This window comes from Ralstonia sp. R-29 (assembly GCF_049913345.1).
GTDB lineage: Bacteria > Pseudomonadota > Gammaproteobacteria > Burkholderiales > Burkholderiaceae > Ralstonia.
Genome location: NZ_CP184378.1, coordinates 154,290 through 179,267, shown reverse-complemented (window position 1 = coordinate 179,267; position 24,978 = coordinate 154,290). Strand labels below are relative to the sequence as shown.

Annotated in this window: 21 protein-coding genes; 12 read left to right on the top strand and 9 right to left on the bottom strand. The window is 64.0% G+C overall.

Annotation, left to right across the window (positions count from 1 at the left end; translation table 11 throughout):
• Positions 1–34: 34 nt before the first annotated feature.
• The 9 genes from ACN9M1_RS18120 (at position 35) to ACN9M1_RS18080 (ending at position 11,362) form a co-directional block, all read left to right on the top strand.
• On the top strand, positions 35–1,135 hold the full coding sequence (locus tag ACN9M1_RS18120; protein WP_426399948.1) for an ABC transporter ATP-binding protein: 1,101 nt from the start codon (positions 35–37) through the stop codon (positions 1,133–1,135).
• An 18-nt stretch (positions 1,136–1,153) separates the two neighbouring features.
• The gene (gene dalD, locus ACN9M1_RS18115; RefSeq protein WP_426399947.1) at positions 1,154–2,554 is read left to right on the top strand and encodes a D-arabinitol 4-dehydrogenase; all 1,401 of its coding nucleotides are present in this window, start codon (positions 1,154–1,156) and stop codon (positions 2,552–2,554) included.
• A 70-nt stretch (positions 2,555–2,624) separates the two neighbouring features.
• On the top strand, positions 2,625–4,124 hold the full coding sequence (xylB, locus tag ACN9M1_RS18110; protein WP_426399946.1) for a xylulokinase: 1,500 nt from the start codon (positions 2,625–2,627) through the stop codon (positions 4,122–4,124).
• A complete protein-coding gene (locus tag ACN9M1_RS18105; RefSeq protein WP_426399945.1) occupies positions 4,121–5,047 on the top strand; it encodes a carbohydrate kinase family protein in 927 nt (308 codons plus the stop codon). The genes xylB and ACN9M1_RS18105 overlap by 4 nt, the downstream gene beginning before the upstream one ends.
• A 54-nt stretch (positions 5,048–5,101) precedes the next feature.
• Positions 5,102–5,437 (top strand): YnfA family protein, encoded by a 336-nt coding sequence (locus ACN9M1_RS18100; RefSeq protein ID WP_426399944.1) that lies wholly within the window; start codon positions 5,102–5,104, stop codon positions 5,435–5,437.
• A 145-nt stretch (positions 5,438–5,582) separates the two neighbouring features.
• Positions 5,583–5,927: a hypothetical protein gene (locus ACN9M1_RS18095; protein ID WP_426399943.1), complete on the top strand. Its 345-nt coding sequence runs from the start codon at positions 5,583–5,585 to the stop codon at positions 5,925–5,927.
• A gap of 919 nt (positions 5,928–6,846) precedes the next feature.
• Positions 6,847–8,664, top strand: a complete 1,818-nt coding sequence (locus ACN9M1_RS18090) for a S10 family serine carboxypeptidase-like protein (RefSeq protein ID WP_426399942.1) — start codon at positions 6,847–6,849, stop codon at positions 8,662–8,664.
• Positions 8,665–8,675: 11 nt separating this feature from the next.
• Positions 8,676–9,074, top strand: coding sequence for a 2-oxoglutarate dehydrogenase (locus ACN9M1_RS18085; RefSeq protein ID WP_426399941.1), 399 nt, complete (start codon positions 8,676–8,678; stop codon positions 9,072–9,074).
• Between the two features lie 146 nt (positions 9,075–9,220).
• A complete protein-coding gene (locus ACN9M1_RS18080; protein WP_426399940.1) occupies positions 9,221–11,362 on the top strand; it encodes an ATP-dependent helicase in 2,142 nt (713 codons plus the stop codon).
• 13 nt (positions 11,363–11,375) lie between these two features.
• Here the strand turns inward: ACN9M1_RS18080 and mdtD are convergent, their stop codons facing one another.
• Entirely contained in the window at positions 11,376–12,800 is a 1,425-nt protein-coding gene (gene mdtD / locus ACN9M1_RS18075) for a multidrug transporter subunit MdtD (RefSeq protein ID WP_426399939.1), read from the bottom strand.
• A 175-nt stretch (positions 12,801–12,975) separates the two neighbouring features.
• Between mdtD and fumC the strand changes: the two genes are divergently transcribed.
• A complete protein-coding gene (gene fumC, locus ACN9M1_RS18070; RefSeq protein WP_426399938.1) occupies positions 12,976–14,361 on the top strand; it encodes a class II fumarate hydratase in 1,386 nt (461 codons plus the stop codon).
• Positions 14,362–14,393: 32 nt separating this feature from the next.
• Here fumC and ACN9M1_RS18065 read toward each other — a convergent pair whose 3' ends face one another.
• The 7 genes from ACN9M1_RS18065 to ACN9M1_RS18035 form a co-directional block, all read right to left on the bottom strand.
• Positions 14,394–15,689, bottom strand: a complete 1,296-nt coding sequence (locus ACN9M1_RS18065) for a sensor histidine kinase (RefSeq protein WP_426400756.1) — start codon at positions 15,687–15,689, stop codon at positions 14,394–14,396.
• Positions 15,690–15,718: 29 nt separating this feature from the next.
• Positions 15,719–16,981, bottom strand: coding sequence for an alpha-hydroxyketone-type quorum-sensing autoinducer synthase (gene cqsA / locus ACN9M1_RS18060; RefSeq protein WP_426399937.1), 1,263 nt, complete (start codon positions 16,979–16,981; stop codon positions 15,719–15,721).
• A gap of 137 nt (positions 16,982–17,118) precedes the next feature.
• Positions 17,119–17,529 carry an adenosylmethionine decarboxylase gene (speD, locus tag ACN9M1_RS18055; protein ID WP_426399936.1) on the bottom strand — a complete coding sequence of 137 codons (411 nt, stop codon included), beginning with the start codon at positions 17,527–17,529 and terminating at the stop codon, positions 17,119–17,121.
• Positions 17,526–17,711 (bottom strand): hypothetical protein, encoded by a 186-nt coding sequence (locus ACN9M1_RS18050; RefSeq protein ID WP_426399935.1) that lies wholly within the window; start codon positions 17,709–17,711, stop codon positions 17,526–17,528. Before ACN9M1_RS18050 ends, speD begins: the two co-directional genes overlap by 4 nt.
• Positions 17,708–19,156 (bottom strand): DUF4178 domain-containing protein, encoded by a 1,449-nt coding sequence (locus ACN9M1_RS18045; protein ID WP_426399934.1) that lies wholly within the window; start codon positions 19,154–19,156, stop codon positions 17,708–17,710. The genes ACN9M1_RS18050 and ACN9M1_RS18045 overlap by 4 nt, the downstream gene beginning before the upstream one ends.
• 88 nt (positions 19,157–19,244) lie before the next feature.
• On the bottom strand, positions 19,245–20,288 hold the full coding sequence (locus ACN9M1_RS18040) for an SPFH domain-containing protein (protein ID WP_426399933.1): 1,044 nt from the start codon (positions 20,286–20,288) through the stop codon (positions 19,245–19,247).
• A gap of 58 nt (positions 20,289–20,346) precedes the next feature.
• Positions 20,347–20,745 carry a DUF350 domain-containing protein gene (locus tag ACN9M1_RS18035; RefSeq protein WP_009240530.1) on the bottom strand — a complete coding sequence of 133 codons (399 nt, stop codon included), beginning with the start codon at positions 20,743–20,745 and terminating at the stop codon, positions 20,347–20,349.
• Positions 20,746–20,935: 190 nt separating this feature from the next.
• Between ACN9M1_RS18035 and ACN9M1_RS18030 the strand changes: the two genes are divergently transcribed.
• Together ACN9M1_RS18030 and ACN9M1_RS18025 are read left to right on the top strand one after the other, a co-directional pair.
• Complete coding sequence (locus ACN9M1_RS18030) at positions 20,936–22,513, top strand: polyamine aminopropyltransferase (RefSeq protein WP_426399932.1); 1,578 nt, start codon at positions 20,936–20,938, stop codon at positions 22,511–22,513.
• The gene (locus tag ACN9M1_RS18025) at positions 22,513–24,147 is read left to right on the top strand and encodes an NAD(P)-binding protein (protein WP_426399931.1); all 1,635 of its coding nucleotides are present in this window, start codon (positions 22,513–22,515) and stop codon (positions 24,145–24,147) included. Before ACN9M1_RS18030 ends, ACN9M1_RS18025 begins: the two co-directional genes overlap by 1 nt.
• Here ACN9M1_RS18025 and ACN9M1_RS18020 read toward each other — a convergent pair.
• The gene (locus ACN9M1_RS18020; protein WP_426399930.1) at positions 24,144–24,857 is read right to left on the bottom strand and encodes a dienelactone hydrolase family protein; all 714 of its coding nucleotides are present in this window, start codon (positions 24,855–24,857) and stop codon (positions 24,144–24,146) included. The two genes, ACN9M1_RS18025 and ACN9M1_RS18020, sit on opposite strands and share 4 nt — an antisense overlap.
• Between the last annotated feature and the right edge of the window lie 121 nt (positions 24,858–24,978).

Genomic DNA, 24,978 nt, shown 5'->3' with positions numbered 1-24,978 from the left:
ATACGAATAGCGAATACGCCTAAGGAGACACCTCATGGCCAGCCTGACCCTGCGCAATCTGCAGAAACGCTACGAACAGAACACCGTCCTGCACGACATCAACCTCGACATTGCCGACGGCGAATTCGTCGTGTTTGTCGGCCCCTCGGGCTGCGGCAAATCCACGTTGCTGCGCACGATCGCGGGTCTGGAAAGCATCGACGGCGGCGACCTGCTGATCGGCGAAACGCGCGTGAACGACGTGGTGCCCGCCAAGCGGGGCATTGCAATGGTGTTCCAGTCGTACGCGCTGTATCCGCACATGAGCGTGTACGACAACATGGCCTTCGGCCTGAAGCTCTCGGGCATGAAGCGTGAAGCTGTCGACACCGCCGTGCGTCGCGCTGCCGAGGTGCTGCACATCGATGCATTGCTCGACCGCAAGCCGCGCCAGCTTTCCGGCGGACAGCGCCAGCGCGTGGCCATCGGCCGCGCCATCACGCGCGAGCCCAAGGTGTTCCTGTTCGACGAACCGCTCTCCAACCTGGATGCTGCACTGCGCGTGAAGATGCGCCTGGAGTTCGCCCGCCTGCACGACGCGCTCAAGACCACCATGATCTATGTCACGCACGATCAGGTGGAAGCGATGACGTTGGCCGACAAGATCGTCGTGCTGCGCGATGGGCGCATTGAGCAGGTCGGCTCGCCGCACACGCTGTATCACCACCCGGCCAGCCAATTTGTGGCGGGCTTCATCGGCTCACCCAAGATGAACTTCCTGCGCGGCACCGTCGCCCGCGTCGATGCGTCCGGTGTGGACGTGAGGCTTGCAGGGGGTCAACAGCGCGTGGCCGTATCGCCGGGTGAACTGCGCGCGGACGATACCGTCACGCTCGGCATCCGCCCCGAGCATCTACATCTGGATGCGGCCGGTGCACTGGGGGCATCGGTCACGCATATCGAATCCCTCGGCGATGTGGCGTACCTGCATGCCGATTGCGAGGCCGCGCCCGATGGCCTGGTGCTGCGCGTGCCGGAGTCGACCAAGCTCGCGCACGGCAGCGCCATCACGCTGGCCTCGGAAGCCACCCACTGCCACCTGTTCGACGCCGAGGGCCGCGCGCTGCCGCGCCTGCATGCCCAACTGGCCGCCTGACGCCTCACCGCTATTCCTATGCCTTCCGCCAACGCTTCTTCTACCTGGCTACACCTGGGTGCCGGCTCGTTCCATCGCGCGCATCAGGCGTGGTATCTGCATCGCCTGCGCGAGGCTGGCGATACGTCGTGGCGCCTGGCGCTGGCCAATATCCGCGACGATGCGGCTGCGCTACTGCGCGACCTCACTGCCCAGCACGGTGCCTACACGCTGGAAACCGTCGACACCGCCGGGCACCGCCAGTACACGCGCATCTGTTCCGTCGATACCGTAGTGTCCTGGGATGCGGAACTCGCCGCGCTGTGCGAGATCGGTGCCGCGCCCGAAACACGCGTGATCTCCTTCACCGTAACGGAAGGCGGCTACTACCTCGATCAACAGCACCAGCTCGACACCACACAGCCGGATATTGCGGCCGACCTGCGTGGCAGCGCCTGCACACTCTATGGTGCACTGGCCCGCCTGCTGCGCCTGCGCGTACAGCGCGGCGGCGCACCCGTCACGCTGCTCAATTGCGACAACCTGCGCCACAACGGCGAGCGCATGGCGCATGGCCTGCGCCAATTCCTCACCCTGCGCGGCGATGGCGATCTCGTTGCTTGGCTCGACGCGCACGCCAGCACACCCAACACCATGGTCGACCGCATCACGCCGCGCCCAACCGACGCGCTGCGCGAACGCGTCGCCGCACAGACGGGCTGGCAAGATCGCTGCCCCGTCATGGCCGAGACCTTCGCGCAATGGGTGGTGGAAGACGACTTCCGCGCCGGGCGCCCAGCGTTGGAGCGCGTCGGCGTGGAATTCGTCGCCTCGGTGCTGCCGTATGAGGAAGCGAAAATCCGCGTGCTCAACGCCAGCCATAGCTGCATCGCATGGGCCGGCACACTGCTGGGGCTGCGCACCATCGACGAGAGCGTGGCCGTACCGTCCATCCACCGCATGGCGTGGGGTTACGTGACGGATGACGTCATTCCATGCCTCTCTCCGAGTCCGCTCGACTTGGCAGCCTACCGGGACACCGTGCTCGACCGCTTCGCCAATCCGCACATTGGTGACACCAACCAGCGTGTGGCGGCCGACGGCTTTTCGAAGATCCCCGGCTTCATCACACCCACGCTGGTGGAGTCGTTCGCACGCGGGCATGTGCCGCAGGCCACGGCGATGCTGCCGGCGCTGTTCTTCGTGTTTCTGGAACGCTGGAGGGCGGGCACGTTGCCGTATGCCTATCAGGATGGGCAGTTCGATCCCGCCGCCGCACGGGCCATGCTCGATGCGGAAGACCCGATCGCCGTGTACTGCCAAAACGCCGCCTTGTGGGGTAGCTTGGCCGGCACTGAAGCGCTCACGGGCCTCGTTCGCAACGCCGTCGAGCACGTACGGGCCTGGCTGGCCACCGAGCACGCCGCCACGGCGGATTGACCACACCGTATGACCTCGCTTTGATTCGCGCGACAATCCCGGCTTGAGCGCAACTCACCCGGTGGCCCCCATGTACCTCGGCATCGATCTCGGCACCTCGGAAGTCAAAGCGCTGCTGCTGAACGCAGCGGGCGCCATCGTCGGCACAGCTGGCCAGCCGCTATCCGTGTCGCGGCCGCATCCGGGCTGGGCGGAACAGTCCCCCGACGACTGGTGGCACGCCACATGTGCGGCGGTCGGCAAACTGCGCGACGCGGCGCCCAAGGCCTTTGCCGCGACACGCGCCATCGGCCTGTCGGGCCAGATGCACGGCGCGGTGCTGCTCGATGCACACAACCGTGTGCTGCGCCCCGCCATGCTCTGGAACGACACCCGCAGCACCGCCGAATGCATCGAACTGACACGCCGTGTGCCCAACTTGCACGCCATCGCCGGCAACCTGGCCATGCCCGGATTCACCGCGCCGAAACTGCTGTGGAGCGCGCGCCATGAGCCCGATGTATTCAACGCCATCAACTGCGTGCTGCTCCCCAAGGACACGCTGCGCCTGCGTCTAACGGGCGAGCGCGCATCCGACCCGTCGGACGCTGGCGGCACGCTGTGGCTGGACGTGGCGCAGCGTGCCTGGTCTGACGAACTGCTCGCCGCGACGGGCCTGTCGCGCCGGCAGATGCCACGTCTGGTAGAAGGCAGCGCGCCCAGCGGCACGCTGCTGCCCGAGGTGGCCGATGCGTGGGGCCTGGCGCGTAACGTCATCGTGGCCGGCGGCGGCGGCGACGGCGCAGCCAGTGCCGTGGGGATTGGCGCCACGCAGCCGGGCGATGGCTTCCTGTCGCTGGGCACGTCAGGCGTGATCTTCGTGGTCAATGACCGGTTCCGCCCCAACCCCGCCCAGGCCGTACACGCGTTCTGCCACGCGCTGCCGGGACGCTGGCACCAGATGAGTGTGATGCTCTCTGCCGCGAGCTGCCTGCGTTGGTTCTGTCGGCTGACCAGCGTGCCCGAAGCCACGCTGCTCGACGAGATTGCCGCGCTGCCAGAAACCGCGCGGGAATCGGCGCCGGTCTTCCTGCCTTATCTTTCCGGCGAGCGCACGCCGCACAACGATCCGCTGGCGCAGGGCCACTTCCACAACCTGTCGCACGAGAGCGACCGTGCCGCCCTCGGCTATGCCGTGATCGAAGGCGTGGCCTTCGGCATGGCCGACGGGCTGGACGCACTGCGCGCAGCAGGCACGCAGGTGGCATCCCTGTCGTTTGTCGGCGGGGGTTCGCGCAGCCCGTTCTGGGCGCAGTTGCTGGCCGACACGCTCAACACGGAATTGACAACGCACGTCGGCAGCGAAGCCGGCGGCGCGCTCGGTGCTGCGCGCCTGGGTTGGATGGCCGATGGCGGCGCCGAAGCCATCGTCTGCGCCAAGCCCCGCGTGCTGGCCACGTACCGGCCTGATGCCGCCCGCCACGCGCGCCTTGCCGACCGGCTGACGATGTTCCGCGCGCTGTACCGCCGCGCGTCGCCATTGCCCACGGCACCGTCCACCCTATCTGCTGATCTGCCCCTGCCCGCATGACCACCACGCTGCCCCTGCCCCGCCTCGTCGTCTTCGGTGAAGCACTGACCGACTTCCTGAACCAGGGCAACGGCCAGTGGCTCGCCCGGCCGGGTGGCGCATGCTGGAACGTGGCGCGCGTGGCGGCGCGGCTGGGCGTGCTCACTGGCTATGCGGGCGCGATCAGCAACGACGTCTTCGGCGATGCGCTCTTCGCCGATTCACAGGCGGCCGGACTGGACTTGCGTTTCTTGCAACGCGTGGACCGCTCCCCATTGCTCGCGATGGTGACTTCCACGCAGCCGCCGCACTACTTCTTTGTCGGCGATGACAGTGCCGACCTACATTTCGACGCACGGGCGCTGCCCGAAGGTTGGCAGACCGCCGTGGAGATTGCCCACTTCGGCTGCATCAGTCTGGCACGTGAGCCGCTCGCCAGCCGGTTGGTCGCACTGGCCGAAGCGCTGGCGATACAAGGCATACGCATCACCTTCGACCCGAACTGGCGCGTAGCGATGGAGGCGCCTCACTATGCACCGCTGTTCCGGCGCATGGCGGCCATCGCGTCCGTCATCAAGGTGTCGGATGAAGACCTGCACCATCTGTTTCCGGAGGAGGCCGATCCGCTCACGACGTTGCGCGCACACGCCCCGCAAGCCGAAATTCTGCTCACACTCGGGGCGGCCGGTATGCAATGGCTGCACGGCGATCAACGCATCGCGCAACCCGCGTTCCCGGTGCGGGTGGTCGACACGGTCGGTTGCGGCGACGCGGCCATGGGCGGCTGGCTGGCCAGCCTGCTGCAAGCGCCCAATGCCCCCGCGCAAACGCATCTGCGCAAGGCGGCCGCCGCCGCTGCGCTGACGGCCTCGCACCCTGGCGCGTATGCCGCCACGCGAGCCGAAGTGGAAGCGCTCGTTGCGCTAACGGGCGTCATCGCTTGACGGCAGGTGGTCGTGCCACAATCGGCGCCTCGCTTCTGACCGCTTGCGCACCGTATGTTGGACTTCCTTCGTATCGCCTTGCTCTTTGCCGTCACCGCCGTGGCGGAAATCGTCGGCTGCTACCTGCCGTGGCTGGTGCTGCGGCAGGGTAAGTCCGTCTGGTTGTTGCTCCCTGCAGCGGCCTCGCTGGCGTTGTTTGCGTGGCTGCTGACGTTGCACCCGACTGCCGCGGGCCGCACCTATGCCGCTTACGGCGGCATGTACATTGCCGTGGCCTTGGTCTGGCTGCGCCTGGTGGATGGCATCACGCTCACGCGCTGGGACATCGGCGGTGCCGCCATCGCCTTGGTGGGGATGACCGTCATCGCATTGCAGCCGCAGGCAAGTTGATCGATCGCACGCGGTGTTTACGCTTTTCTGAGCGAAACGGAACCCTAAGCCTGCGCAACGATCCGATGGTGGATCATTGCTGCCTGTGACCGCACTGCAACCGGTCGCCACCCTTTCAATCTTTTTCTGTCGATGGAGGCCTGACATGGCTGCCGCAACTCTCAAACATTTCGTCGTGGCATCGGCCTTGATGTCCGCGGCCATGACCGCGTCCGCGCTGACGACCACGTCGGCCACGTATTCCGATCGGGAACTCCAGGCCATGCTGGCGCGCAGCCAATCCGCACAACCGTCGGTCCAACAGCCGGCCCAACGGTCGCCCCAGCAGGCACCGGAAGCCGAACTGTCCTCGCACAAGACGCTGAGCATCGGCGTAAGCGATCCGGGCACGAAGCTCATCCTGCCGTGGTTCGTGGCCGATCTGATCAACGCTGTCAATCAACGCACCTCGCCGCAAGACTTCGCGAAGTCGCTGCGCGACGGCATCTGACGACGCCCAACCCGCACGCAGGCAACAGCTCCTCTGTCTTCACATCACGGCATCGACTGGCGCCACGCCGCCGTCGATGCCGGTGACGAGCCACCCACCCCGGGCTTTCCGTCATACCGCACTCCAGTCCTACGCTGCGAATGCAAACACGCCTCGCACCAATACCGGGCATTTGCGCGTTCAATCTCGTTCAATAGAGATTGCAATAATCAATCTATCGCGATACTAAAAGCACCAGACAAATCGCTTTGGAAGCGTGGAAGCGCATATCGCGAAACACCATATCGTTATCACACAGATTCACATGGAAAATTTTCCGTGTAATTTTCCGTAAACATCGATTTCTCATCAAAATTACAAAGGCCGAAATTCGAAGTGGCACTCCATTGACAGTGCGCATTTTGCCTCTATGATTCAACCACTCTTTTTGATGCCGACCTGATGGCGACTCTCTAGCCGACCACCCAAAAGGTGCGCAAATCGGCCACAGTCCAAGCCGTTCATGGCCCGACAACGATCCTGATCCGGGAGACAGCATGTTGTCTGCAAGCTTGCAAGAATGCGATAGAGATAGAACGAGCGCATTACCGGGACGTATCACCAATAACGATTTGAAGCCCGCGATCGACCCGACGACCTCCAAGCCGCCACCCTCTGGCGGCTGCGCTTTGCCTTAGCGCCTTTCTGCGCAGCCTGGGCACCTCTTTTTCAAATACCCAAGTTTGCGCAAAACCCCGCCGCTAACGCATCGATCTCATTTAGAAGACTTCAGGCAATTCGTTTCCGCACGCTTTGATGGACGGCGTGAAATCCCATGGATTTCGCCGATGCATTCACGCGTGCATTTTTTGCCTATTTTCTGATGGCTTCCCCGCCAAGCGGCTTTTTTGTTCGTATCTCATCAATCACAGGGATGCAAATGAAACCAAACCGTAGTTTCGGTGGTGATGACCGTGGCCGCGCTCCTACGTTAGGGCGGCTCGTTGGCGTCGGCGCGTTGCTTGTCGGCATATCACTCGTCACGGCGTGCGGGGGCGATGACGGCAGCTCCGTGGCGTCCACGGCCAGCGCAAGCCCCACCGCTGACGTGAGTGCGAAAACGGCACAGGCCAACCAGCCTTACGTCGACCCGGTCGCGTATTCGTCCAACGCGGGAGATAGCCTGGCGCTGTCGCAGGTGTCGGAAAAGGCGGCCGTCATGCATTACCAATGGACGGCCGGCGCAACGCCAGTGAACTACACCACCACGACCGGCCACCTGACGGCATCCGACGCCAACGGAAACCCCGAGGCGACGATGTCGTATGTCGCGTACACCGCGCCCAGCAGCAACGGGCAGGCGCGGCCCGTCACGTTCTTCTATAACGGTGGACCGGGTTCGTCATCGATTTGGCTGCGCCTGGGCTCGTTCGCGCCCACGCGTGTGGCAACGCCCGACCCGCTGTTGACCAACTGGCCCAACTATTCGCTCGTCGACAACGCCGACAGCCTGATCGACTCCACGGACATGGTGTTCATCGATCCGCCAGGAACGGGCCTTTCAGAAGCGATCGCGCCGAACACCAATAGCTCATTCTGGGGCAGCGATGTCGACGTCAACGTCATGCGCGATTTCATTCAGCGCTATCTGACCGTCAACAACCGCACCAACTCGCCAATCTATCTGTACGGCGAGTCCTACGGCACACCGCGCACCGACATGCTGGCGCTGGCGCTGGAAACGGCGGGCGTGCATCTCACCGGGATCGTGCTGCAGTCGTCCATCCTCAATTACTTTGCGGATGCGGTAGAAGCCACGGCGATTGAGAACTCCACCGCTGGACTGAAGCTTGCAACCGATACGGTGGCGGGCTACTTCCCGGGGTATGCGGCGGTGGCTTCGTATTTCAACCAGGTCTCGCCGGCCCAGCCCAACCAGGCTGCGTATGCGCTGCAGTCTGAGCAGTTCGTCACGAACAAGTACAGCCAGCTCAAGACATACGCGCAATCCTGGGCGCTCAGCCAGCTTGGGGCGCCAAATGCGCTTGGCAGGCCGGTGTACCCGTCCAAGTCCACCCTGGCCTCGTGGGAAGCGCCGTCAAGCCTGACGCTGCAAGCCTTGCAGGGCTACTTCAACAAGAATCCGTTCAACACGTCGCTGTTGCCCGGCATAACGATTGGTCGGTACGACGGTCGTGTCTCGCTGCCGAATTCGGATTCGCGTCTGGCAAACGATTCGGACCCGTCGGACATTCTGATCTCACAGCCCTTCACCATGGCGCTGCAGACCCAGATGCCGAACTACCTCGGCTATACGGCCCCCAATGCGACCTACGCACCGCTGAACGACAACATCATCAGCAACTGGGATTTCTCGCACGACGGTCAGCCGCTGCCGGATACGTTGCCTGACCTGCTGGCCGCGATCCAGATGAACCCGCAATTGAAGGTGCTGGCGTCCAACGGCTACCACGATCTCGCCACGCCGTTCTTCAATACCGAGAAGCAACTGGCGCGTCTACAGACCGTGCAGGGCCTGAACCCCAACCTGCAGGTCACCTTCTACCAGGGCGGACACATGATCTACCTGGATGACGTGGCCCGCCCGCAGATGAAGAGCGATCTCGTGGCGTATTTCAATGGCCAGTCCATTCCGTCCGCGCTGACGCTGGCGAAGCTGCCCGCCCCGTGGGCCGATGAGAACCCCGCTGACACGCCAACGCTGACCGCCGCCGCAAGCTCGGCGCCTAAACTTTGATGGAAGGAGCGATGATCATGTCCCCTCTCAATATCCTGCGGCGCGTGCTGCCGGCCCTGCTTGTAGGGTTGGCGATCGGTCAGGCCCATGCAGCGCCGACCACCCAATCCGTCGCGCCTATCACGTTGCCCAAGGGCGGCCATGGCGTGGATGGCCCGTTCTTCCCCAGCAACCGGCCTCTGCCCGTCGCGCCCACCACCGGCGTGCAACTACAACAGGAAGCGCAGCAACGTCTGACCAAACGGCTGAGCGCCAACGCCACGCTCGGTGCCGGCGGCGCGATCACCAAAGCGCAGGCACAAGCCAGCGGTCTTGGCTACGTGGCCAAGCACTTCGACCAGATCGACGCGGCGCACTCCGGCCACGTCACGCTGGACGATGTGCAGCGCTATGTACAACAGCGCCACTAAGCTCGTCTGACGCAGCACGGGTCTGATCGTGCTGCAAATCGGTGATGCCACACCTGTTGTTTGGGTGTGGCATCACCACTATCGAATCCCTGGGCAGGCAACACAGTGCTGTATATTCATACAGTTATTTTCTGTGATGCCCTGCCGTGCTTTCCGCTTCACTCACTCCTGACTCTGCCAACGCGCCAGCGTACTTGGCGCAACTGAACGACCAGCAGCGCCGCGCGGTCGAGTTCGGCATTTCCGGGGCGGATGCGGCGGAAACCGGCCCGCTGCTCGTCCTGGCCGGCGCCGGATCGGGCAAGACGCACACGCTGGGCTGGCGCGTCGCGCATCTGGTCGCCAATGGGGCCGACCCGCAACGCATCCTGCTGCTGACGTTCTCCCGCCGGGCGGCAAGCGAGCTGTCCAACCGAGCCGGTCATCTGCTCGCCCGCGCCATGCAGGGGGAGCGCAGCAATGGCGCGCTGCATGCGGCCGGCACCTCGTACCAAACGACCCTACCGTGGGCCGGCACCTTTCACGGCATCGGCGCACGCCTGCTGCGCGAATACGCCGAGCGCGTCGGCCTCGCGCCCGATTTCACCATCCACGACCGCAGCGACTCGGCGGATTTGCTCAACGTCGTGCGCCACGAGCTGAACCTGTCGACCAAGGAGCGCCGCTTCCCGCTCAAGCAGACGTGCCTGGCGATCTACTCGCGCGCGATCAACGCCGAGAGCCCGCTGAACGCCGTGCTCAAGCACCACTTTCCCTGGTGCGCGATGTGGGAAGCACAGTTGCGCACGCTGTTCGACGCGTATGTCGAAGCCAAGCAGGCCCAGCACGTGCTCGACTACGACGACCTGCTGCTCTACTGGCACGCCATGGTGTCCGACGCTGAGCTGGCCGCCGAGATCGGCGCGCGCTTCGACCACATCCTCGTTGACGAATACCAGGACACGAACCGGCTGCAATCGTCCATCCTGCGCGCACTGCGCCCCGATGGCCGCGGCGTGACGGTGGTGGGCGACGATGCGCAGTCGATCTACGCGTTTCGTGCAGCGACCGTGCGCAACATCCTCGACTTCCCGCGCCATTTTTCGCGGGCGGCGCACACGGTGTTGCTGGAGCGTAATTACCGCTCGACACAGCCGATCCTCGATGCGTCCAACGGCGTGATGCGCTTTGCCACCGAGCGCTTCGCCAAGACGCTGTGGACGGATCGCGCGTCAACGCATCGCCCACGGCTGATCTCGGTGCGCGATGAAGCCGAGCAGGCGCGTTGCGTGGCTGAGCAGGTGCTACATCACCGTGAAGGTGGGCTAGCGTTGAAATCGCAGGCCGTGTTGTTCCGCACGGCGAGCCACAGCGCGCCGCTGGAGATCGAACTCACGCGCCGCAACATCCCGTTCGTGAAATACGGCGGCCTCAAGTTTCTGGAAGCCGCGCATGTGAAGGATGTGCTCTCGGTGCTGCGCTGGGCCGAGAACCCGCGCAACCGCATCGCCGGGTTTCGCGTGATCCAGTTGCTGCCGGGCGCAGGCCCCGCCACTGCCGCACGCGTGCTCGACGCCATGGCCGAGGCGGCGGACCCGATTGCCGCGCTGCTCGCCCACGAGCCACCCGCCCGCCTGGCCGGTGACTGGGCCACGTTGACGGCGCTGATGCAACTGTTGCGCGCACCCAAAGACAGCCTGGAATGGGCCAGCGAACTCGAAGCCGTGGGCGCCTGGTACACGCCGCACATGGAACGCCTGCACGACGATGCCGCCGTGCGCCAGGGCGATCTGGACCAACTCGCGCGCATGGCCGCCACCTACGCCACGCGCGAACGCTTCCTGACCGAGATGACGCTCGACCCGCCTGAGCTGACGAGCGATGAATCTGGCGACCCGTATCGCGATGAGGACTACCTGATCCTCTCGACCATCCACTCATCGAAGGGCCAGGAGTGGAAGGCGGTGTATGTGCTCAACGCCGTGGATGGCTGCATGCCGGCCGACCTGGGCGCCGGCTCGCACGAAGAGCTGGAAGAGGAGCGCCGCCTGCTGTATGTGGCGATGACACGTGCGCGGGAGCATCTGGACATCCTGGTGCCGCAGCGCTTCTACGTCACGCAGCAGACACCGAATGGCGATCGGCACATCTACGCATCGCGCACGCGCTTCATTCCGCCCGCATTGCTACCGCTGTTCGAGGCCTGCGCCTGGCCGCCGCCCGAGCCTGGTGCCGACCCGGCTGCGGAGGCGCGCGCCGCAGCCAAGGTGGACCTCACCAAGAAGATGCGCGGCTACTGGCAAAAGTAGAGGGCGTCTGTCGTCAATGGACTTCAATCTCGGGCTGCTTGACGACCTGCGTTGACTCGAAGCGCGAGAGCTGCGCGAAGATCCACGCCGCCGCCGCCGTCATGACGCCCACACAGATGAAGGTCTTGTGGAAGGCGGCCAGCGTGTCGCGCCCTTCAGGCCCGGCGGTAAAGTCGGTGAAGCCGGTCAGCAGCGCGCCGGCGGCGGCCACACCCAGGCTCATCGACAGCATCATCACCATTGACAGCATGCTGTTGCCCGCACTGGCCAGCGGCCCGTTCAGGTCTTTGAGCGTGAGCGTGTTCATGGCCGTGAACTGCATCGAATTGAAGGTGCCGAACAGCGCCAGTTGCACGATGCGCAACCACACCGGCACATCGGGTGTCATCACCGCAAAGCTGGCCATCATCAGGCCGACCATCAACGTGTTCACAAACAGCATGCGTCGATAGCCGTAGCGCTTGATGGCCCACGTGCCTAACGGCTTGGCGGCCATACCGGCAGCTGCCACTGGCACCATCATCAAGCCAGCCTGCAACGGCGAATACCCCAGACTCACCTGCAGCAGCAGCGGAATCAGGAACGGCATACCGCCGCTGCCGATGCGCGCAAACAGGTTGCCCAGCACACCAATTGAAAAGCTCGGAATACCGAACAGCGAGCGCGGAAACAATGGCCCTGCCACGCGCCCCGCGTGCAACCAGTAGGCCGTGAGCGCCGCTAGCCCGAAGATCAGCAGCACGAGCACCGTCGCGTGCTGGAAGCCCAATTCCGACAGGCCATCCAGCGAGAACGACACCGCCGCCATGCCAAACGCCAGCATCAGATAGCCCGACCAGTCGAAACGGCTGTCATCCTCGGCACGCACATCGGGCATCACCTTGAGCGTGACGAGCGCACCGATCACGCCCACGGGAATGTTGATGAGGAAGATCCAGTGCCACGAGGCTGCCTCCACCAGCCAGCCACCCAGCGTCGGACCGATCAGCGGGCCGATCAGCCCCGGAATGGTGACAAAGCTCATGGCCGGCAGGAACTGCTCGCGCGGCACCACACGCAGCACCGTCAGCCGCCCCACGGGCATCAACAGCGCCCCTCCCACGCCCTGCACCACGCGCGAGGCAATCAGCATGGTCAGGCTGCGCGACTCCGCACACAGCAACGAACCGATGGTGAACAGGAAGATGGCTGCGAAGAACATCTTGCGCGTGCCGAAGCGATCGGCCAGCCAGCCCGAGGCGGGCATCAGCATGGCGGTCGTCAACGTATAGGCGATGATGACCGACTGCATCTTCAGCGGGCTTTCCGACAGGCTGCGCGCCATGGCCGGCAAGGCCGTATTGACGATGGTGGAATCCAGCGTCTGCATGAACAGACCCATGGCCACCAGCCAGAGCAGCGGTTTGAGAGACGTGTCGACGGAAACGGAAGATGACATGGCGAGGCAGTTGGGCGTGCGGCGGAGCCGCCATTGTGGCGTGCCACGCCCGGGCCCGCAAACGGTGTACCCGGCAAAACGGCGTGTTCCGGCATCTGCCCTACCGCCAACAAAGGGCACTGGGCTCTGCCTATACTGGAGCGTTCGCCCCCGTCACTCGTGCCCTCTTCCCGCCATGACTACCCGTACCGAACGCGACACCTTTGGCCCCATTGAAGTCCCCGCCGACCACCTGTGGGGCGCACAAACGCAACGTTCTCTGCAAAATTTTGACATTGCTGGCGACCGCATGCCGCGCGAACTGATCGACGCGCTGGCGCGCATCAAGCGTGCCAGCGCCGCCGTCAACCACCGCTTGGGGCTGCTGTCCGCCGACAAAGCCAATGCGATCATCGCCGCCGCCGACGAAGTCATCGCCGGCAAGCACCCGAACGAATTCCCGCTGGTGGTCTGGCAGACGGGCTCGGGCACACAGACCAACATGAACATGAACGAGGTGCTCGCCAACCGCGCCAGCGAATTGCTGGGCGGCGAGCGCGGCGAGTCGCGCCTCGTGCATCCGAACGATGACGTGAACCGCAGTCAGTCGTCCAACGACGTGTTCCCGACCGCCATGCACGTGGCCGCAGTGACAGCCATCACGCATCATCTGATTCCGTCGCTGCGCACGCTGCGTGAAACGCTTGCCAAGAAGGCGGCGGACTTCAACGACATCATCAAGATCGGCCGCACGCATCTGCAGGACGCCACGCCGCTCACGCTCGGCCAGGAGTTCTCCGGCTACGTCGCCCAGTTACAGCACAACGAAACGCATCTGAACGCCGCGCTGCCGCACTTGTGCGAACTCGCACTGGGCGGCACGGCCGTCGGCACCGGCCTGAACGCACCCGCCGGTTACGCCGAGCAGGTGGCCGCAGAGTTGGAGCAACTCACCGGTCTACCGTTCATCACCTCGCCGAACAAGTTCGAAACCATGGCATCCGCCGATGGCCTCGTGCATGCGCACGGCGCGCTGAAAACGCTGGCCGCCAGCCTCACCAAGATCGCCAACGACATCCGCTGGCTCGCGAGCGGCCCGCGCAGCGGCCTGGGCGAACTCTCCATCCCCGAGAACGAACCGGGCTCGTCCATCATGCCGGGCAAGGTCAACCCCACGCAAAGCGAAGCCGTGACGATGCTTTGCGCCCAGGTGTTCGGCAACGACGTCGCCGTCAACGTAGGGGGTGCATCGGGCAACTTCGAGCTGAACGTGTTCCGCCCGATGATTGCCTACAACTTCCTGCACAGCGTGCGGTTGCTGGCGGACGGCATGCGCAGCTTCAACGACCACTGCGCCATGGGCATCGAACCCAACCGCAGCCGCATCGACGAACTGGTCCAGCGCTCGCTGATGCTGGTGACCGCGCTCAACCCGCATATCGGCTACGACAAGTCCGCGCAGATTGCGAAGAAGGCGCACAAAGAAGGCACGAGCCTGCGCGAGGCGGCATTGGCGCTGGGCTACGTCACGCCCGAGCAGTTTGATGCGTGGGTGCGGCCGGAAAACATGGTCGGCAGGTAAGCGGCGGACTCCCGAGCCCGGCGCAGACGGCCTCAGCGCGGGTTCGGAAAGCGGATACGGAATTCGGTGTATTCGTTTTCCACCGAGTGGCATGAGATACCTGCGCCCCAGCTCTGCAGCACCTTGCGACAGAACATCAGGCCGATGCCCGTGCCGCGATGCGCGGGGTAGGACACGAACGGCTGGAACATCCGCTTGAGCACAGTGGGCGGCACACCGGCCCCGGTGTCGCGCACCACGATCTCCACCGTCTCCGGCATCAGCGCATAGCCGATGTGGATGCTGCCCTTGCCAACGCGGTGGATCGCCTCCAGCGCGTTCTTGGTCAGGTTGGTGATGATGTGCTCGAACAAGCTGGCGTTGCCCAGCACCTGCACGCCCGCGCTTGGCGCGATGGACACCAGCTCCCGTGTGCCCGGCTCGAACGGGTAGGCGCCCACCGCCGAGCAGATCGCTTCGTGCGGGTCGAACCAGCCGGTGCTGACGGTTTGCGGGTCTTTAGAGTTGGCGACCAACAATTCGATGCTGGTGTTGGCACGAACTACATCGGCACGCATGCGCTCGACGGCTTGCAGTAGCACTGGGAGGTCTGGATGGTCCACTGGCACCAAACCCTCTAACCGTCGTTGAATACCTTGGGCTGTCAACGCGAGACTGGCTAACGGCGTGCGTAGCTCGTGTGCCACCGTGCCCAACGCCAACTCCATGCCGCGCCGCTTCTCTTCAGTCATGATCCGCCGATTCAATCGGACCACGATCACGTGGATGGCAATCACAAAGGCAACAATCGGTAGTTGAATCGTCAGCGCCTGCCACAGCGACGCATTGACGGGATTCCCCATCAGCAAAAATAGTGTCACCGCACCCATAGCGCCTGCGGCAAGGGAGATCATTGCAAATGCCAAACCGAAGTGAAAAAGAACCGCGATCGCAATAATCGAGGACTCTGCCCACACCATAGCTCCGCCATTCTCGAGATACATGAAGAAAAAAACGAATGGCATTCCAACCGTGATGGCAAACAGCTCATAGGCCGGAAGCCACGGATATCTTGCCAGTCGCGTCGCGAAGAGCAATGGAATAAAAACCACCATCGCAAACATCCGCAGCCAGATATTCTCGTAAGCTTGGGGAAATATATTCGTCCAGATGACGAAATAAAGCGGATGCCCGATCACGCCCAGCGCCCCAATAAAGCGAATACGCTGCAAACGCGCGGTGCCATCATCCCCTAGTAAAGCGGTACTTGTCAGAGCGCCCTCCAAACGTCGCCAGATGTGGGCCAGCAGCCCCTCCGCCCTAACTCGATACAAGCTGCGCTGGTCCATCATCACGGCGCCTTGAAATTCATGTTGTATTAGACAAACGCGGCCGCTCGCCGGGCCCTGCGCGTGGATGACCAGGTCTCCAGCCGGACTTCGTCCCGGATATCTCGCAACACGTCGAATAAGCGCTCCATATCCTCAGCGCGCAGCTTGGCATGCAAGGTGAGCCGCATCAATGCCCGATTCTTTGGAGTCGCTGGCGCACAGAATACCGCGCCAAAAATTCCGCGTGATTGCAAAGCGTCACGCAATATTTTGACTTGTGGTTCCGTTCCCGCTTCGAGCGCAATGATCTGCTCCGTACCATCCTGAATGGGATAACCCAGCGCAGCAATCGCGGCACGCGCTGATCGGGTAATCGCTCGCAGGCGCTCCCGTCTGTCTTCTGCTCGCGTAATGAAATCCGCCGCTGCCGCAAACCATGCGACTTCATGACGCAACAATCCGGAGCTAAAAATTGCCGGCCGCGCTTCCATCGCAAGAAACTCCTTGAATCGGGCCCCGCAAGCGACAAACCCTGCCCGCCCTGCAAACGCCTTCGCCAGTGAAGCCGTACGAAAATGCACTCGCGCCTCCAAGCCGAGTTGTGCCACCAAGCCTGCCCCGCCCCAGCCATGGGTACCAAACGCATGGGATTCATCCACCACGAGCACCGCACCCCTGGACTCGGCAATCTCGGCAAACGCCACCAGAGGTGCAACGCTCCCGGTCGTGCTGTAGACGGAATCGACCAGCACCACACCGGGGCCTCTGCGTGCGATCAATCGATCCAAATGTTCGGCATCGTTGTGAAGGAAGGGCATCGGTTCTGCGCCAGCTGCGGTAATGCCCTCCCAGAGCGATGCATGGGCATGCATGTCGATATAAACAGGGACACCCGGTCCGGCAACGCTCTGAACCAGCCCCACATTGGCGGCCCAGCCGGACTGGGCAATCAGCCCGGCCTCCGCGCGCATCATGGTGGCGAGTCGATGCTCAACCCGATGCTGTGGTGTGTCGCCATGTTGAAATACGGCCGACATGAGCAACTCGTCCTCTCGTTCCAATAGCGCGCGCGCTTGGGCACGAACCAACGCACGTTCACCAAGCAAACCCAGATAATCGTTACTGTTCAGAAACAATGCGTCGGGACCCGGCAACCGGCCACGCAGCAGATGATCACCCCCAAGCAGCTTAGCAATACGGTCATCGAAGTGACGCCGCATGCGGGCCTCGATCCAGTCCGGCAATGCCGGCGGCGCAACGAAGGGCGTGGGAACGAGCGAAGAAGGGACTTGCGTGGGCAGTGTGGTCATGAAGGCCTCGTCGGTTGGTGGAAAACACCGATGGCCTTGCATCCGCCATCGGAATGCAACCCGAAGTACCACTCTGCCCGTCATGCATGGAATATGAACAGGCCGAAATGTGTATTAGATCGAAAGATCTAGATCATTCATCGACCGCGCTGCATGACGCGCACATCCACACGCGTGGGCGCCAACGCCCGCTCAAACACTGCACGCGCGGCATGCGTCGTGCCCGTACCGCACATGAACGCGTCCACGGCGGCAAACCCATGTTCTGGCCAGGTATGGATGGAAAGATGTGATTCCGCCAGCAGCAGGACGCCCGTCACGCCGCCCTGTTCGTCGACCGGCGAACCGCCGCGCAGTGAATCAAAGCGATGCAGGTGCGCATGCAGGATGGTCGCCCCCAGCGCAGCTGCCGCCGCACGCAAGGTGGCTTCCAGCGCCGCAGCATCGCGCAGCAGATCGGGCGCGACGCCGTACAGATCGAGCAGCAGATGTTCGCCCACCGCGGCGGGTGCCTCGACCATGGAGGGCGGCACGTCAGTCCGCGTCACTTATGGCCCCCGCTGAAGCCACCGCCATAGCCGCTACCGCCCGACGATCCACCCCAGTAGGACGACCCGCTGGAACTATTGCCGTACGACGGCGTGCGTGGCGCGGCAAACCCCGCCTTCCAGTCCATGTATGTCGCGCCAATGACCACCGCCACGGCATAGAAGACGAACCAGCCCTTCATTCGCCACCCCCAACCTTGGCGACCAACCATGCCGGAACGATCAGCAACAGCGCCGCGAACAGCGTGATTCCAAATACCGAACCCGGCGCCATGAAGAACGGCACTAAGTTCAGCAGGCCCAGTAGCACGCACGCCACCACGGCCACCGTCATGTAATTCGACGACGATTCTTCAACCGGCTCCGGCACCACCTTGCCGAACCACGCCTTCATCTGGGCGGCGCTCACCGGCGTGCTCTTGGACCACGTCAGCTCATGCGCGTCGCTCTCCGCAGCAAGACTTTCCTGACCCGCCGTGTATTCCACCACGCGCGTCTGGTCGCCTGCCTGCACACGCCAGTTGAACGCGCCGGCGGCGTAGGTCACGCGGGCGGTGTAGTCCTCGTCGCGGGTGTATTGCGTATTGCCGAGCGTGGCCTTGCGGCCGTCGGTCTGTGTGGGCCAGCGGTCGAGCACGTTAGCGCGGAACCAGCCGTCATCGGTCTCGACCATCCAACTGAAACCGCGCTTGGGCGTGTACAGCAGGTATTCAAACCATTCACCGCCGCCGTCGACCACCGTGCGCCGCATCACGCCAATCACCTGCCACTGCTGGCCATCGATGAGCGCCTTGTCGCCCAGTTCCAGCGTGGTGACAACCTGCGGCACCGACCGCGCACGCGCGATGATCTCGCCGCGCGGTGTTGCCGCATCGATGGCCGCGCCGCAGCCGGGGCACAGCACGTGGCCGGTCATGCCGGGGCTGAACGGAATCGACGTGCCGCACTGCGGGCAGTCGAGGTTGGTGAGTTTGCGCGGAACGCGGCCGGCGGTTTCCTTGATCTCGGCGTCGGTACGCAGGAGCTGGCACTTGAGCAATTCGAGCGTGGTGGCTTCGCCCACGTAGAGCGTGGGGGCCGTGCCGTCGGAGTAGTCCAGCGTGATGAACGCATCGTCGCGGCGGCCATCGGCCACCTTGGCATGCCAGCCTTCACCCACGCGGAATGGCAATTCGCCCTGGCCGCCGGTGCAATCGGCTTCGCGCACGTCGGACAGTGTGAACGACTTGCCTTCCGCCTCATACAGCAGACCCGGACGCAGCGCCTCAAACGCGACGGCGTTGGCCGGTGTGCCACGCGAAAAGGTGATCGTCACCTGTCCGGAGGCTTCTGCCAGCCAGCCATCGGTGCCGTCATCGAAGAGGATGTACCACTCGTTCCAGAAACCTGCGTCGTAGCGCAGCTGGATGCGGCCGACCACGGTGAACGCCTTGTTCTTGTAGCGCCCGGTGGTGCCGATCTGCACGCGTGCGTAGTCCTCCAGTACGGCGGACATCTTGCCGATGTCGGACAGCGTCTCGCCGTCGCGCAGCAGTGTGCTTTTGCAGAAGCTGCACACCGTCATGACGGCGGCGGCAGACTTCAGTTCCACCGGCGCGCCACACGCCGGGCAGTTGGCATGAAACATGGTCAGGTCGTTCGATTGCGCGAAACATTGCGCAGAAAAACGGGCGGCTTACGGAGCCGCCCGATCATCCGATCCGTGAGGCTGAAGATCAGCCCCCGGTCAGCGCCTTGAGCACGGCAGCCTTGCCGGCATCAAAGTCCGCTTGCGTGATGAGGCCCTTGTCGAGCAATTCCTTGAGCTTGCCCAAACGTGCGGTCGGGTCGTCTGCGGCTGGCGCTACAGGCGCGGCGGCGGCCGGTTGTGCTGCCGGCGCTTGGGCGGCACCGCCCTGCACTGCCGTGCGCAGGCTATCAGCCATCGCCTGGCCCATCGCCAAGCCTGCTGCCAAGCCGGCACCCGTGCCGGCAATGCCACCTTCATTGCGCGCAGCCAGCGGCAGCGATTCGGCCGTCTGGTACTGCGTGAAGCGCTGCATGTCACCGGTCATGTCCATGCTGATGCGGCGGTCCAGCGCGGCCTGCAATTCGTCCGGCAGCGTAACGCTGGAGACCTGGAAGCTATCCAACGCCAAGCCGTACTGCGTGAACTGCGGCAGCAGCGCATCGCGCACCTTGTTCGACATCAGCATCTGATTGGCGGCCAGATCCAGGAACGGCACACCGGACTCGCCAAACGCCGTGGCCATCGCGCCCATGATGACGGGGCCGAGCTGCGCCTCGACGTCATCGACGGTGTAGATGTCGCGGGTGCCGCTCACCTGCTGGTAAAACAGCTTCGGATCGGCCACGTGGTAGGCATACACGCCAAAGGCGCGCAGGCGCACCATGCCGAAATCCTTGTCGCGCACCGTGACCGGCTGCGGCGTGCCCCAGCGGCGGCCAAGTTGTTGACGCGTGCTGAAGTAGTAGACGTCGGACTTGAAGGGGGACTCGAACAGCTTGTCCCAGTTCTTCAGGTACGTGAGAACGGGCAGCGTCTGCGTGGTCAGCTTGAAGGTGCCGGCGCTGAACACATCGGCGATCTGGCCTTCGTTCACGAACATCGCCATCTGCGAGTCGCGCACGACCAGGGTGCCGCCGTTCTGGATTTCCATGTCCTGCATGGGATAGCGCCAGGCGAGCACACCATCTTCGCTCTCCGTCCACTGCAGGATGTCAATAAACTGCTTCTTGATAAAACTGGACAGGCTCACAGCAAACTCCTTCGCAATGATTTGCGGGGCAGGAACAATCAGAGGATCAGGACACGAGTCAGGACAAACAAGCCGCGTTGATCACGCCAACGGCCAGCGCGCTCACGCCAAACAGCATACCGGCGGCGATGTTGTTGTGCTCGATCTGCAGACGGTAATCCGGCATCAGGCGCGTGAGCACCAGAAACACGATCAGTTGCACGACCGACGCCATCACCGCCCAGAACAGGAAGGGCACCAAGCCATCGGCGTGCGTGATGCTCGACGCGATGGTCAGCACGAAACCGAGCAGCGCGCCGGCCAGCGACAGCGCCGCTGCGATGTTGCCCTCACGGATCAGCTTGAACTCGTCATACGGCGTCAGGCGCAGGTAGACGAAGAAGAAGCCGGAGAACACCACGGCGCCCGCCAGCAGGTGGGAGGCGTAGGCGATCACGGAAGCAGTCATGTCGGGCATGGCAGATAGTGGCCAACACGGGCCTGGCAATGCATAGGTGGCGCCACTATAGCGGCTCATGCGTCGCTTGCGTACCCCCCCATTCTGTTGCACGCGATGCGCTCGCGGCGGCACGAAAAAGACGGCACAATCGCGCTCGCCATTCGGGCCCGCCGTTTGTTAACGCTCCTTCATTTTCCACCCTTGCCGCATGTCGACGCCGCAGCCTGACGCCACTTACGAAACCACGCAGCCGGCCGGCCGCGGCAATGCCCTGCTCGTTCTTGCCGTGTTCGTGGTCGCCTCGTGCGGGTTGGCCTACGAACTGATTGCCGGGGCATTGGCTTCGTACCTGCTGGGCGATTCCATCCTGCAGTTCTCCTCCATCATCGGCGCCTATCTGTTTGCCATGGGCATCGGTTCGTGGCTCTCGCGCTATGTGACGGATGACGCGCTACTCGCCCGCTTTGTCGATCTGGAACTGCTGGTGGGGCTGTTTGGCGGCGTGTCGGCGGCGGCGCTGTTTGTGTTGTTTGCGGTGGAATCGGCGCCGTTCCGGCTGGTGTTGTACGCGTTGGTGACGGTGATTGGCGTGCTGGTGGGCATGGAGATTCCGCTGGTGATGCGCATGCTGCATCGCCGACAGGCCAAGTTTTCCGACCTGGTCAGCCGCGTGCTGACGTTCGATTACCTGGGCGCGCTGGCCGTGTCGCTGCTGTTTCCGTTGGTGCTGGCGCCGCGCCTGGGGCTGGTGCGCACGGGCTTCCTGTTCGGGCTGCTCAATACGGCGATTGCAGTGTGGACGCTCTGGCACTTCCGTGCGGAATTGGTGCTGACGGCCCGCATGCGCAGCGCAATGGCGTGGCGCGCAGGTGCGGTGGCAGCAGCCCTGCTGGCGGGCTTTGGCGCATCGGACAAGCTCACGCATTGGTCGGAGCGCGCGCTCTTTGGCGACGAGATCATCCACGCGATTTCGTCGCCGTATCAACGGCTCGTGGTGACGCGCTGGAAGGATGATCTGCGCCTCTACATCAACGGCAACCTGCAGTTCTCTTCGCGCGACGAATACCGCTATCACGAAGCCCTGGTGCTGCCCGCACTGGAATCCGTACGCGGTGCGCGGCGCGTGCTGGTGCTAGGCGGCGGCGATGGCCTGGCGCTGCGGCAGATACTGAAGTACCCCGAAGTCGAACACGTCACGCTGGTCGATCTGGACCCGCGCATGACGAACCTGTTCTCGCACGCGGAAGCGCTGGTTGCGCTCAATCAGCATGCGTTCAGCGACCCGCGCGTGACGGTGGTCAACGCCGATGCGGGGCAGTGGCTGCAGACGGCCACCGACATGTTCGACGTGGCCATCGTCGATTTTCCGGACCCGTCCAACTTCAGCATCGGCAAGCTGTATTCGGTGCCGTTCTATCGGCTGCTGTCGCGCCATGTGGCGGATACGGGACTGGTGGTCATCCAGGCGACGTCGCCCTACTTCGCGCCGCGCTCGTACTGGTGCGTGGATGCGACCTTGAAGGAAGCCGGCTACCGCACGTGGCCGTACCACGCGCTGGTGCCATCGTTTGGGGAATGGGGTTTCATCCTCGCGGCACCCGGCCGGGCGGACTTCCAGCCGCCCACGTCCTACCGCGTGCCGACACGTTTCCTGGATGCCGACACCACGCACCAGATGTTCAGCTTCGCCCCCGACATGCCGCGCCCGCAGGTGGAGCCCAACCGGCTGAACAACCAATCGCTGGTGCGGTACTTCGAAGAAGACTGGCACGGCGTGCTGCGCTGATGGCAACGCGACGCAGCTTTCTGGTGGGTGCTGCTGCAGCCGGTGTGGCCGCGGCAGGTGCTGCTTCGTGGGCCGGCTTTCGCGCCTTTACGGAGATCACGCCCAACGTGCGCATGCCCGGCCAGACCGCCGGCCACCAACTGCGCGACTTGCGCGCCTTGCCCGCACCGTCGGAAACACGCCGCGTGGGCGTGGCCATCTGCGGCAGCGGCATCGGCGGATTGAGCTGCGCGTGGCGACTGGCGAAGAGCGGCCGGCACGATGTGGTGGTCGTGGAGGGGCCGGAGCGCTATGGCAACGCCGCCGGCGGCGGGTTCAATACGGCGTCGGGCACCCAGCGCTTTCCGACGGGCGCACATTACCTGCCGCTGCCGTCGATGGAATCGACACACGTGCGCGAGATGCTGGCCGACTTTGGCGTGATCGAACGCAACCCGTTTGCACTGCGCCCCACCTACGACGAACGCGTGCTCGTGCATGCGCCGGATGAACGCCTGTGGCTCGGCAATCGCTGGCAAGACGGCTTCGTACCGCACGAGGGCATCACGGCCGAAGAACGCGCCGAACACACCCGCTTCTTCGCCCACATCGACCGCCTGCGCCAGACCACCGGCAATGATGGCCGACGCATCTTCACCGTCCCCACGGCGCTGGCTTCCACCGACCCGACTTGGCGCGCGCTCGATGCGCTCACCTTCCGCGACTGGCTGCACCGCGAGGGCTACCACGCCGACACCCTGCACTGGTATGCCGACTACTGTTGCCGCGACGACTACGGTAGTACCGCCGACCACGTCTCCGCCTGGGCCGGCATTGCCTACTTCGCCAGCCGTGGCGGCATGGCCAGCAATGCAGAACAGGGCACCGTACTCACATGGCCAGAAGGGTTGGACTGGATGGCCGAGCGGCTCTTTGAAGCGGCTGGGCTGAACGAACCCGGCCGCCTGCTGCCCGGCAGCGCCGCACGCATCGGCACCACAAACGAAGCCGGCGCCCGCATCTATGCCGATGTGCCGCAAGCCGATGGCCGCGTCGTGCGGCTGCTGGCTGATCACGTGGTCAGCGCGATGCCGCTGCACGTTGCCAAACACGTCATCGAAGGCTTTGACGTGCCTGCCGCCGAGTTGCCCGAAGCCGCACCGTGGCTGCTCGCCAACCTGCTGATCGAAGGCTTTCCGCCAGAGCACGACGACACGCCGCTCGCGTGGGACAACGTGGTGTATCGCGGCACGGGATTAGGCTACGTGGTGGCCAATCACCAAGACATCCGCGTGGGGCCGCCCGCGCAGAGCGTGTTCACGGCCTATGTGGCGCTGTCGGACATGACGCCCAAGGCCGCGCGCGAATGGCTGCTGAAGGCACCGCCACAGGCGCTGCTCGATCGCGCGCTAGCCGATCTCGATACGGTGTACGGCATCCGCCTGCGCACGCAGATTCGCCGCGCAGACCTCACGCTACGTGGCCACGCCATGGCGATTCCCACGCCGGGCTTTCTCTCGCGGCCGGGCATTGCGCGCCTGCGCGAAAGCAGCGGACCGATCCACTATGCACATGCGGACCTGTCCGGCTACTCCGTCTTTGAAGAAGCCGCGTGGTGGGGTGACCGCGCGGCGCGGGTGATTCTGGCCGGTTAGCCCTGGTTCCAGAGCGTGCGGCCGAAGAACGTCAGCGTGCGGTCCCACGCATGCTGCGCCCACACCGGGTCGTACTGCGTCGCGGCAATGCGGTTGGGGCCGACGGCCGTTTCGTTGGCGAAGGCGTGGTGTGCAAGGTAGCGGTGGAAGTCGACATCGACACCGGCGCCGGTCAGCTTCTTTTCCAACTCGTCCACCGTTTCGATCTTGAAGAAGCCGTCTTGCGTGGCCCAGTGGCCCTGCACCGGCACCTTGATCTTCGAGGCATCGATGTACTCCAGCGGCGGGCAGCCGTACCAGACCACACCGGCCGCGGCTTCGGGCACATTGCACAGCGCCAGCAACGTCAGCGCACCGCCCATGCAGTAGCCCGTCACGCCCACGCGGTCGCAGGTCTGCTTGAGGTATTGCACGGCGCCGCGCACATCTTGCGTGGCGGCGTCGCCAAAATTCAGGTTGCTCATCAGATGGTGGGCTTCTTCCTCTTCCACCGTCATCGTGCCGCGATACAGGTCGGGCACCAGCGCCACATAGCCGGCGCGCGCGAGGCGATCCGCCACGCCGCGAATCTGGTCGTTCAGGCCCCACCATTCCTGGATGACGACCACCCCGGGGGCGCCTTCTGCCTTGGCCGGCTTGGCCAGATAGCCCTGGAGTTCCTGCCCGTCCGGGCGCTTGAACGAAATCATGGATCCTTGCGGCGCAGTCATGCGTGGCTCCTTTGCCTGAAACGAAAGCGCACAGCATAGCCGCGGGCCGTGAAATTTGCAGCCGCGCCTGCAACGGTCCAAGTGCTCGACAGCACACTCATTGCGCATTTAACCCGGGTAT

Excerpts from the sequence above, each read along its gene's own strand:
- ACN9M1_RS18120 (WP_426399948.1), top strand. The coding sequence starts at position 35 with ATGGCCAGCCTGACCCTGCGCAATCTGCAGAAACGCTACGAACAGAAC.
- dalD (WP_426399947.1), top strand. The coding sequence starts at position 1,154 with ATGCCTTCCGCCAACGCTTCTTCTACCTGGCTACACCTGGGTGCCGGC.
- xylB (WP_426399946.1), top strand. The coding sequence starts at position 2,625 with ATGTACCTCGGCATCGATCTCGGCACCTCGGAAGTCAAAGCGCTGCTG.
- ACN9M1_RS18105 (WP_426399945.1), top strand. The coding sequence starts at position 4,121 with ATGACCACCACGCTGCCCCTGCCCCGCCTCGTCGTCTTCGGTGAAGCA.
- ACN9M1_RS18100 (WP_426399944.1), top strand. The coding sequence starts at position 5,102 with ATGTTGGACTTCCTTCGTATCGCCTTGCTCTTTGCCGTCACCGCCGTG.
- ACN9M1_RS18095 (WP_426399943.1), top strand. The coding sequence starts at position 5,583 with ATGGCTGCCGCAACTCTCAAACATTTCGTCGTGGCATCGGCCTTGATG.
- ACN9M1_RS18090 (WP_426399942.1), top strand. The coding sequence starts at position 6,847 with ATGAAACCAAACCGTAGTTTCGGTGGTGATGACCGTGGCCGCGCTCCT.
- ACN9M1_RS18085 (WP_426399941.1), top strand. The coding sequence starts at position 8,676 with ATGATCATGTCCCCTCTCAATATCCTGCGGCGCGTGCTGCCGGCCCTG.
- mdtD (WP_426399939.1), bottom strand. The coding sequence starts at position 12,800 with ATGTCATCTTCCGTTTCCGTCGACACGTCTCTCAAACCGCTGCTCTGG.
- fumC (WP_426399938.1), top strand. The coding sequence starts at position 12,976 with ATGACTACCCGTACCGAACGCGACACCTTTGGCCCCATTGAAGTCCCC.
- ACN9M1_RS18065 (WP_426400756.1), bottom strand. The coding sequence starts at position 15,689 with ATGGACCAGCGCAGCTTGTATCGAGTTAGGGCGGAGGGGCTGCTGGCC.
- cqsA (WP_426399937.1), bottom strand. The coding sequence starts at position 16,981 with ATGACCACACTGCCCACGCAAGTCCCTTCTTCGCTCGTTCCCACGCCC.
- ACN9M1_RS18050 (WP_426399935.1), bottom strand. The coding sequence starts at position 17,711 with ATGAAGGGCTGGTTCGTCTTCTATGCCGTGGCGGTGGTCATTGGCGCG.
- ACN9M1_RS18045 (WP_426399934.1), bottom strand. The coding sequence starts at position 19,156 with ATGTTTCATGCCAACTGCCCGGCGTGTGGCGCGCCGGTGGAACTGAAG.
- ACN9M1_RS18035 (WP_009240530.1), bottom strand. The coding sequence starts at position 20,745 with ATGCCCGACATGACTGCTTCCGTGATCGCCTACGCCTCCCACCTGCTG.
- ACN9M1_RS18030 (WP_426399932.1), top strand. The coding sequence starts at position 20,936 with ATGTCGACGCCGCAGCCTGACGCCACTTACGAAACCACGCAGCCGGCC.
- ACN9M1_RS18025 (WP_426399931.1), top strand. The coding sequence starts at position 22,513 with ATGGCAACGCGACGCAGCTTTCTGGTGGGTGCTGCTGCAGCCGGTGTG.
- ACN9M1_RS18020 (WP_426399930.1), bottom strand. The coding sequence starts at position 24,857 with ATGACTGCGCCGCAAGGATCCATGATTTCGTTCAAGCGCCCGGACGGG.